The organism is Vibrio sp. D173a (genome assembly GCF_030248475.1).
Window position 1 is genome coordinate 1 of the sequence record NZ_JAHGAH010001182.1, and the last position, 565, is coordinate 565.

Below are 565 nucleotides of genomic sequence, written 5' to 3' on the forward strand. Positions count from 1 at the left end.
CACACAAGAAGCAGGGTTCAAGGCAACAAACGAGCTCTCTTTCTGTCCATCAAGCTCAACCTCTAGTTCATACAGATGCTTAGGGTTGGGCTTTTCAAGATTAAAAACGATCGGCGCTTCCACCTGAAAGACCACACCCGTATGCTCAGCACGCACATCAATTGGCATCACCAGCGTCATGCCATTAAACTTGATTGATGCTGAGACCAACCCTGCTTTGAGTGTCTGATAAATGACATCGACCTTGAATTCACAGCCGCCACCATGGTGCCAGATCTGTTCCGTTACCACCTGTTCGAGTTTGACGTTCCGAACAAACTGCAGATAAGGAGCCTGCCAAACTCCGATACGCGGATCTGATTTCTCTACGGGAGCCGAAGAAAGCGCCTCATCCATATCCTCTTCAAGCAACAAGCCCTCTTCCTCTTCAAGGAATAGAATCTCAAAGCGGTTACGGCCGAGTTGCATGTAAGGACGAATATCTTTGCGGTACTCCAATTGACAACCATCGCAATCGCATACCGCGACACCGTTCAAGCGAACCTCAGCAAAGTAATCGACACCC

1 protein-coding gene is annotated in these 565 nt (G+C 48.8%); it reads right to left on the reverse strand.

Annotation, left to right across the window (positions count from 1 at the left end):
* Nucleotides 1-565, reverse strand: a 565-nt coding sequence (locus tag KIV40_RS32180) for a hypothetical protein (protein WP_285353407.1), incomplete at both ends; no start/stop codon positions are given.